Genomic DNA, 7,954 nt, shown 5'->3' with positions numbered 1-7,954 from the left:
GCTCGCCGCCCTGGAGCATCGGCTGCGGGCGCTGGTCCGCACCGCCGATCTCGTGGGCCGCACCGGCGCCGACGAGTACGCGCTGCTGCTGGTCGACACCGAGGCCGGGGCCGCCGTCGCGTGCGTGCAGCGGCTGCTCGACACGATGGCCGACGATCCGATCCCGGATCCCCGCTTCTCCGTCTCGGTCGGCCTCGCCCCCTACCGGCGGGCGCAGTCCGTCGAGCAGCTCCTGGCGGCAGCGGCCGACGGGCTCACGCGCGCCCGGGCGGCGGGCGGCGGGCGCGTCGCGCTGCGGTCCGAGGAGGACACGCCGGACGACGCCGCACGGCAGGACGTGCAGCTCGACGTCGCCGAGGCGCTCGCCGCCGCGCTCCACGAGCGTGACGAGTTCACCGGGGAGCACTCGCGGTCGGTCGTGACGATGAGCCGCGCGGTCGCAGAGGTCCTCGGGCTCTCGGCGACCGACGTGGATCGCGTCGGCGCCGCGGCGCTCCTGCACGACATCGGCAAGGTGGCGCTGCCGGATGCGATCCTCCGCAAGGACGGCGCCCTCGACGAGGACGAGTGGTCACGGGTGCGAGAGCTCCCGGTGATCGCCGAGCGCATCCTGCGCGCGATCCCCGGGCTCGCGGACGTCGCGCGGATCGTCCGACACGAGCACGAGCGCTTCGACGGCGAGGGCTACCCCGACGGCCTGCGCGGAGCGGACATCCCGATCGGCAGCCGGATCGTCCTCGTCTGCGACAGCTACCACGCCATGACCTCGGCGGGCCCCTACCGGCAGCGCATGAGTCACCCCGAAGCGGTCCGCGAGCTCGCGCGGTGCGCAGGCACCCAGTTCGACCCGCGGGTCACGGAGGCGCTCATCGGACACCTGCACCAGAGCCGGCAGCTCGGCCTGCTGCGCGCGGACGCCGAGCACGGCGTCCTGCTCCCGGTCGACTGACCGTCCCCGGCTCTCGGGCGCCATGCCGTAGCTTGCGTGCCGATGAGCGACGCGATCGACTGGGCCGCGACGGGCCTCCTGGAAGGCCTCGAGGGCGATGCGCGCGCCGAGCGGATCGATCTCCTGGACTGGCTGATCGGTCGCGGCTTCACGCTCGAGGAGCTCGAGGCCGTCGACACGCCGTGGCTGCTGCCGTTCCTCCCCGCGGAGCGCCTGGTCATGGACGGCCCCCCCACCCTGACCGGCCGCCAGCTCGCCGAGCGCGCCGGGGTGGAGCTCGAGATGCTGCAGGCGCTGCGGCGATCCCACGGTATGCCGATCCTCGACCCCGACGTCGTCGAGTTCTCCGAGCGGGAGGTGGAGGCGGCCCGCAGCCCCGCCCTGTTCCGCGCCCTGGGCCTCAGCGACGACCAGATCCTGGACGTCAGCCGGGTGCTCGGCCGGGGGCTGGCCCAGACGGCGCAGGTCATGCGCGCGACCGTGCTCGAACTGGCGCTCGAACCGGGTCTGGACGAGCGCCAGCTCGCCGAGCGCTACGAGGCGACGGTCGAGGCGATCCTGCCGTACGTCGGACCGCTGCTGGAGAACACGGTGCGGATGCACCTGCGGAACATGGTGCGTGCCGAGGCCGTCGACGACGAGGCCCGCCAGCTGGGGCGCCTGCCCGGCGAGCGCGTCGTCGGCGTCGCGTTCGCCGATCTCGTCGGCTTCACCCGCATGGGCGAGGAGGTCCCCGCCGAGGAGGTCGGTCGCGTGGCGGCGCGTCTGGAGGCGCTCGCCGCAGGGGTGGCGAACGCCCCGGTGCGTCTGGTGAAGACCATCGGCGACGCCGTCATGCTCACCTGCGACGACGTGCCGGCGCTCGGGGTCGCCTGCCTGGACCTCCTCGAGGCGGTGATCGAGGAGGGCGAGGACTTCCCGCAGCTGCGCGTCGGGATGGCCTACGGCCCCGCCGCCCACTACGGCGCGGACTGGTTCGGCGCGCCCGTCAACCTCGCGAGCCGGCTCACCTCGCTGGCCCGCACCGGGAGCGTCCTCGCGGCGCCCGCCGTCCGCGAGGCCGCCGGCGACGATCCGCGCCTGCGCTGGTCGTTCGCCGGGGAGCGCCGGGTCAAGGGCGTCTCGGCGCCCGTCAAGACGTTCCGGCTTCGACGCGCCGAAGCTGCCTGACGGCCGGGAAGGCGAGCAGCGAGAGCGCCAGCGGGACCGCGATGGCGCTCATGGCGAGCATCGTCTGCTGCAGGCCGACCAGGTCCGCGACCGGTCCGGCGATGGCCACGCCCAGGCCCGAGAGGCCGATGGAGAGGAAGAAGTCGTAGCTCGTCACCCGTGAGAGCGCCTGCTCGGGGACCCGCTCCTGCAAGGCGCTGTCCCAGATGGTGAAGAACAGCGCCACCCCGATACCGGTGATGCCCTCGAGCGCCGCGATGACCGGCAGGGACAGGCCGCTGCCGAGCACGGCGGCCTGCGCCGAGCCCACCGCGATGCCGACGGCCACGACGACCATCGGGCGCTGGGGTCGCCACCGCAGCGCGATGGCGCTCCCGATGAGGGAGCCGACCCCGAAGGTGGCGGAGATGACCGCCCACGCCCCCGCGCCGCCAAGCTCGCGCTCGGCGATGACGGGCCCGAGGACGAAGACGGCCGGGAGCACCACCACGGTGTAGACCGCGAACCCCGAGAGCCCCAGCCCGATCCACTGGCGTGAGCGGACCTCGTGCCAGCCCTCGCGAAGCCCGGCCAGCAGGGACGGGACCATCTCGTGCTCGCGCATCAGGCGCCGGACCGGGTCCGGCCGGACCCCGGCCAGGCAGACGGCGCTCACCGCGAAGGTCCCGGCGTCGACCGCGAGCGCGCCACCGGGACCGAGCAGCGCGACCAGCACCCCGGCGAGCGCCGGTCCGCCGATCATCGCGCTGCTGCTCACCATGCCGCGCAGCGCGTTGGCCTCCTGCAGCCGGGGGCCCGCCACCAACTGCGGCAGCATCCCCTGCGTCGCGGGCATGAAGAACGCGTCCGCGCTGCCGAAGCAGACCATGAGCACGACGAGGTGCCAGACCTCCGCCGACCCGCTCAGCAGGAGTACCGCGGCGATCACCTGCGTCACCATCCGGACCACGTCGCTCGTCAGGACGATGCGGCGCCGGTCCGCGCGGTCGGCGATCACCCCGGCGAAGAGCGCCAGCAGCGCGAAGGGCACCGTCTGCGCGGCGACGACCGCCGCCACGCTGCCGGCCGAGTTCGACACCGAGAGGACGGCGAACGGCATCGCCACGAACGTGATCCGGTCGCCGACGAGCGATGTCGCCGCGCCGAGGAAGTACCGGCGGAACCGCGCGTCCTCGCGCAGGAGCGAGCGCCGGCGCCCCCGCGGGTCAGCCGGCGAGCCGCTCGAGGACGTCGGCATCCACGTCGAAGTTCGCGTGCACCTCGCCGACATCGTCGTTGTCGTCGAGGACGTCGATGAGCCGCATCAGCTTGGCCGCGGTGTCCTCGTCGATCTCGATGCGCGTCTTGGGGCGGTACGTGACCTCGGCGCTCTGCAGCTCGATCCCGGCCTCCTCGAGGGCTGCGCGCACGGGCGTGAGCGACGAGGGCTCGGTGAGGACCTCGAGGACGTCGTCGTCCGTCGCGATGTCCTCGGCGCCGGCGTCGATCGCGATCATCAGGTCGTCCTCGGAGTACTGCTCGCCGTCGACGACGATCACGCCCTGCTTGTCGAACAGGTACGCCACGGAGCCGGGTTCACCGAGCGACCCGCCGTGCTTGGAGAGCATGTGGCGCACCTCCGAGCCGGTCCGGTTGCGGTTGTCGGTCAGGGCCTCGATGAGCAGGGCCACGCCGCCCGGACCGTACCCCTCGTAGAGCACGTCCTCGTAGCTGGCCGCGTCCGCGCCCTCGCCGGTGCCACGCTGGATCGCCCGCTCGATGTTGTCCTTGGGCATCGAGGCGTCCTTGGCCTTCTGGATCGCCAGCGCCAGCGCGGGGTTGCCGTCCGGGTCGCCGCCCCCGGCCTTGGCGGCCACCGTGATGTGACGCGCGAGCTTGGTGAAGAGCTTGCCCCGGCGCGCGTCGACGATCGCCTTCTTGTGCTTGATCCCCGCCCATTTCGAATGTCCGGCCATGCCGGGAGCGTAGAGCCTGGACGACCCCGAGGGGCGTGACGCACCCCTCCCCGGATCGCTCGCTCGGCAGGCCGCGAGGCGGCTACGCGGCGGCGAACAGGATCGTCTCCGGCGTCCCCGGCGCGCCCTGCCCGAGGAAGAACCGGTAGCCGAGACCGAGATCGTCGATCGCGGCCGGCAGGTCGATGAAGTGCATCGGGTCGTGGTACAGCGCGATCGCGAGCTTCGGGCGGTCACGTCGCAGCGTCTGCTCCATCCCTCGGAGCGCCTGCGGCTCCGCCCCCTCGATGTCGAGCTTGACGAAGCCGAGACGCTCGATGCCCAGGTCGGCGACGAGCGCGTCGACCGTGCGCGTCTCGACGGCGGTCCCGGACGCGTCGCCGCTGCCGAGCACCGACGCCTGACCGGCCTCGGAGAAGTGCAGCGTCTCGCCGCTGCGGTCCCACAGGGCGAAGGGCACGACCTCGATGACGTCGGGCAGGTCCGGGTTCGCCGCCGTGTTCGCCGCGATGACCTCGGCGTTCACCGGAGAGATCTCCAGGGAGATGACGCGTCCGGTGGCCCCGACCGCGTCCGCGAAGTACAGCGCCGTGTCCCCCCACCCCGCGCCGCCGTCGAGCACGACGTCGCCCGGCTCGGCGTGCACCTCGGGGTGGTGGTACTGGCCGAGCGCGTAGACACTCGCCAGTTCGGGCTCCGCCGAGCAGATCGTGATCGCCGCACCGCCGGGACCGGTGACCCGGTAGCGCGACAACCGCGGCGTGTGCGGGTCCGGGACGACGGCGACGTCGCGTTCCACGACCTCGAGACCGGCGCGTGCGCGTGCGTAGTCGGTGAACGCCACCGGGGAGCGGACGTGCTGGCTGCCGAGCACGCGGAACAGGAACAGCTCCACGAGGAGGTCCCGCGACGCCTGGTCCTGCAGCAGGGCGTAGGTGCGCTCCAGCCCCGGCAGCCCGGCGGCGACGTTCGCCAGGCGCGAGGCCGCGCTGTCGAGCTCGAAGCGCCGGCGTCCCCACCCCCGGCGTGCGGCGGCGCGGGGCAGGGCCGAGGCCAGCCGCGCCTGCGCACGACGCGGTGCGGAGACGGCGAGCAGGGCGGCGTCGGTGACGTCGTGATCGTGATCGTGCACCGCCTCGAGCAGGCGGCGGAAGAACTGGGACGCGAACGTGGCGGGTGGCATGCGGACCGGCAGGCTAACCGCGGACGCGGCGCCGCAGCCGCGACCAGCGTCCGTCGGGGGTCCCCACCGGCGCCGCACGGGCGCGGCACTCCTCGACGAGCCCGAACAGCCAGGCGTCGAACTCCTCCACGCCCAGCACCGCCTGCTCGCGGAACGCGAACCCCTCCTCCCACCACAGCTGCAGCACGAGCTCCTCCGGCGTCAGGCCCTCCGTGCTCCCCTCCGGCAGATGGCGGCCCTCCTCGACGAGCAGGTGCGGCTTCATGGTGAAGCGCAGTCCCTCACCCTCGAGCTCGGTGATCCAGTGGTGGTGGCTCCAGCCGACCCAGGGACCGTGGAGTCCGAACGTCAGTTCCTGGATCGGGGCGGGGACCTCGACGTACCCGGCCTTCGCCACCCGGCACAGCTCCTCGCAGACCCGCAGGGGATCACGGACGTCCTCCAGCGTGTGCGAGCAGACCGCGAAGTCGAACTGCTTGTCGGCGAACGGCCACGGCGCCGCACCGCAGATGTCGCGCTGGACCCAGGTGTCCGCTCCGAAGCGCTCCTGCGCCGGGTCGGGCCGGTGCACGTAGAGGCCGCGCGTCTCGTAGGGCAAGAGATCGATCACCCAGTCCGCCCGCGACATCGGGGCGGCCCACCCGCCGACATCGAGGATCAGATGGTCCTGAGGGAGCCCGTCGATGCGGGCGGCTGCGGACGCGAGCACGGCGTCGCAGCCTAGTCGGTGAGCTCGCGGTACAGCGCCGCGTAGGCCTCGGCGCAGGCGGCTGCCGAGAGCTCCTCGGCCCGCGCCCGGCACCGTGCGGAGGTCGCGGGGTCCGCCGCGAGGTCCAGCGCCGTGCCCAGTGCGGCGGCGAGGTCTCGCGGATCGTCGCCGTCGAACAGGGCACCGATGCCCGCGCGGTCGACCACTTCCGGGATCGCGCCCGCCCGGGACCCGACCACCGGCGTCCCGCTCGCGAGCGCCTCGGCGAGCACGAGGCCGAACGCCTCACCGACCGAGGGCAGCGCCGCGACCCACGCCTCGCGGTTCGCCGCGGCCAGGACCGAGCGGTCGTCGAGGTCGCGTTCCTCCACCCCGTCCGGGAGGCGCCCGGCGAGCGGTGTCCCGCGCACGCGGGAGAGCACCAGGCGCGCGCCGGGGTGCTCGCGGCGCAGGAGCGCGAACGCCTCGACCAGGAGCCCGACGCGCTTGCGGGGCTGGGTGTGATCGGCCGAGCAGAGGATCGTCGGCGCGGGGGCGCGAGCCGTGGAGTCGGGGTGGAAGACACCCACGTCCACGCCAGGGGCGATCACCCGCGCCTGCACCCCGAGCCAGCGCCGGAACCCGTCGGCGGCCGTTCGGCTGAGGGCGACGACGGCGTCCGCGTCCCGTGCGGTCCGCAGCACGATCTCCTTGCGCCAGCGGCGGTTGGCGAGCGCGGTGCGGTGCGGGATGCCCATGTAGGACAGCACCACCGGCGCGCCGTCGTGGCGGTCGCGCACCCGCAGCGCCGCCAGGGCGTCCGTCGGGTACAAGGCGTGGGCGATGTCGGGGCGCTCGCGGCGAAGCTCCAGAGCCAGCGCCGGCAGGTGCGCGAGGTGCTCCTCGTAGAGCCGGCGCCGCAACCGGTCCTCCACCGGCAGGCGTCGCACGCGGACGACCCGCAGGCCGTCCTCGACGGTGCTGGAGCGGCGCCCCCGGTGGGACGTGATCAGCGTGACCTGCTCACCCCGGGCGGTCAGCCCGTCCGCGAGCTCCCGGGCGAAGCGCTCCGAGCCACGACGCACCTCGGGCCAGAACACCGGATTGAGCAGTGCGACGCGCACTAGAGGAGCAGGGTCCGGTACCGCACGCTTCCCCGCGCGAGCGCGGTCATCTCCGCGGCGTCCAGCAGGAAGCGGCCGGGGAGCTCGCTGATCGCGCGTGCCACCCCGCGCGGCGAGGACCCGTAGCGGGGTGCGGCCGCCAGTGCCCACGGGACGGTCGCGCCCAGGCCGGCGAGGACCCGGTCGCCCCGTCTCGCCCGCACGGCGAGCAGAGCGGCGAGGAGTCCTGCCGCGGCCAGCGGCAGCCGGGCGTGCGCCGGCTTCCAGCAGGTCCCGAACCCCGGCAGGCCGTCCCGCACCTCCGGATGCTCCCGCACCACGAAGGGCAGGTGCTCCCAGCGCTGGACCTCGCGCATCCGCGCGAGCAGCGTGGCGGGTTCGACGCAGTGGTAGGTCAGGACGTCCGGGGCGGCCTCGTAGGGCGTCCCGAGCGCCTGCGCGCGCAACGCGAGGTCGGTGTCCTCGCCGGCCGCCAGCGGGAGGGCCTCGTCGAAGCCGTCGGTCGCCTCCAGCACGGCGCGCGGGTACAGGATGTTGCAGGTCTGCGCCCACGGGACCAGGGGCTCGACCTCCTGGCTGCGAGCGTGCGGGACACGGTGCTTGACCGCGAGTTCGTCCGGATCCACCGTGGTGCGGCCCTGCAGGATCGCCCCCGGTCGCCGGAGTGCCGCCGCCAGGGCGTTCGCGACCCAGTCGCGCGGTGGACGGCAGTCGTCGTCGGTGAACAGGACGGTGTCGGCCCGTGCCGCCCGCCACGCGGCGTTGCGCTTGACGGCCGGTCCTGGTCCGGGGTCGAACCGCAGGTGACGCAGCACTCCCGCCGCCGCGAGCGGGTGGGTCCGCAGCAGGTCCTCCGTCTCCGGTCCGGCGGAGTCGTGGGCGACG

8 protein-coding genes are annotated in these 7,954 nt (G+C 74.0%); 2 read left to right on the top strand and 6 right to left on the bottom strand.

Features of this window, described 5'->3' with window-relative positions; all coding sequences use genetic code 11:
- Positions 1 to 949 (top strand): HD-GYP domain-containing protein (locus ABYE80_RS13760; protein WP_372790855.1); only part of this gene is annotated, 949 nt, incomplete at its 5' end.
- A 42-nt stretch (positions 950 to 991) separates the two neighbouring features.
- Positions 992 to 2,119, top strand: a complete 1,128-nt coding sequence (locus ABYE80_RS13755) for an adenylate cyclase regulatory domain-containing protein (protein WP_372790854.1) — start codon at positions 992 to 994, stop codon at positions 2,117 to 2,119.
- Here the strand turns inward: ABYE80_RS13755 and ABYE80_RS13750 are convergent.
- The 6 genes from ABYE80_RS13750 to ABYE80_RS13725 form a co-directional block, all read right to left on the bottom strand.
- Positions 2,082 to 3,356, bottom strand: a complete 1,275-nt coding sequence (locus tag ABYE80_RS13750; RefSeq protein WP_372790853.1) for an MFS transporter — start codon at positions 3,354 to 3,356, stop codon at positions 2,082 to 2,084. The genes ABYE80_RS13755 and ABYE80_RS13750 overlap by 38 nt on opposite strands.
- Positions 3,325 to 4,074: a YebC/PmpR family DNA-binding transcriptional regulator gene (locus ABYE80_RS13745; RefSeq protein WP_372790852.1), complete on the bottom strand. Its 750-nt coding sequence runs from the start codon at positions 4,072 to 4,074 to the stop codon at positions 3,325 to 3,327. The genes ABYE80_RS13750 and ABYE80_RS13745 overlap by 32 nt, the downstream gene beginning before the upstream one ends.
- Positions 4,075 to 4,156: 82 nt before the next feature.
- Entirely contained in the window at positions 4,157 to 5,257 is a 1,101-nt protein-coding gene (locus ABYE80_RS13740) for an FkbM family methyltransferase (protein WP_372790851.1), read from the bottom strand.
- 13 nt (positions 5,258 to 5,270) lie between these two features.
- Positions 5,271 to 5,966, bottom strand: coding sequence for a methyltransferase domain-containing protein (locus tag ABYE80_RS13735; protein WP_372790850.1), 696 nt, complete (start codon positions 5,964 to 5,966; stop codon positions 5,271 to 5,273).
- 11 nt (positions 5,967 to 5,977) lie between these two features.
- Complete coding sequence (locus tag ABYE80_RS13730; RefSeq protein WP_372790849.1) at positions 5,978 to 7,069, bottom strand: glycosyltransferase family 4 protein; 1,092 nt, start codon at positions 7,067 to 7,069, stop codon at positions 5,978 to 5,980.
- Positions 7,069 to 7,954 (bottom strand): glycosyltransferase family 2 protein (locus ABYE80_RS13725; protein ID WP_372790848.1); only part of this gene is annotated, 886 nt, incomplete at its 5' end. The genes ABYE80_RS13730 and ABYE80_RS13725, both read right to left, overlap by 1 nt.

Origin of the sequence: Paraconexibacter sp. (assembly GCF_041602235.1) — a bacterium.
Classification (GTDB): domain Bacteria; phylum Actinomycetota; class Thermoleophilia; order Solirubrobacterales; family Solirubrobacteraceae; genus Paraconexibacter.
The sequence above is the reverse complement of the archived record's forward strand: the minus strand, read 5'-3'. Positions and strand labels throughout refer to the sequence as shown.

Bases quoted from the DNA above. Each gene is read 5' to 3' on its own strand.
- ABYE80_RS13755 (WP_372790854.1), top strand. From the start codon at position 992: ATGAGCGACGCGATCGACTGGGCCGCGACGGGCCTCCTGGAAGGCCTC.
- ABYE80_RS13740 (WP_372790851.1), bottom strand. From the start codon at position 5,257: ATGCCACCCGCCACGTTCGCGTCCCAGTTCTTCCGCCGCCTGCTCGAG.
- ABYE80_RS13750 (WP_372790853.1), bottom strand. From the start codon at position 3,356: ATGCCGACGTCCTCGAGCGGCTCGCCGGCTGACCCGCGGGGGCGCCGG.
- ABYE80_RS13745 (WP_372790852.1), bottom strand. From the start codon at position 4,074: ATGGCCGGACATTCGAAATGGGCGGGGATCAAGCACAAGAAGGCGATC.